The following is a 374-nucleotide window of genomic DNA, read 5'->3' on the forward strand; positions in this document are numbered from 1 at the left end:
GATGGCAGGATCGAGCCCATGGCTGAACAGACCGCCGCACCCGTGACCGACGCCGCCGCACCGGCGGGCAGCACTGCCTCCGCGAACACCGCGGCACCCGGATCCACGACCCTGTGGGTCGAGCGCACCGGCACCAGGCGCTACACCGGACGCAGCTCCCGCGGTGCCGAGGTACTGATCGGGTCGGAGAGCGTGCCCGGCGTGTTCACTCCCGGCGAGTTGCTGAAGATCGCGCTCGCAGCGTGCTCCGGGCTCAGCTCGGACTTCCCGCTGTCACGTCGCCTCGGCGACAACTACGACGCCACCATCCGGGTCTCTGGCGCCGCCGACCGTGAGAACGAGGTGTATCCGCAGCTCGACGAAGTCTTCGAACT

General features: G+C 69.3%; 1 protein-coding gene. It reads left to right on the forward strand.

From position 1 onward, the window contains the following. Positions 1 to 18: 18 nt before the first annotated feature. The coding region (locus GV790_RS29165; protein ID WP_256673605.1) for an OsmC family protein at positions 19 to 374 on the forward strand (356 nt) is incomplete at its 3' end.

Source organism: Nocardia cyriacigeorgica, from assembly GCF_010858045.1.
Taxonomy (GTDB): Bacteria; Actinomycetota; Actinomycetes; order Mycobacteriales; family Mycobacteriaceae; genus Nocardia; species Nocardia cyriacigeorgica_E.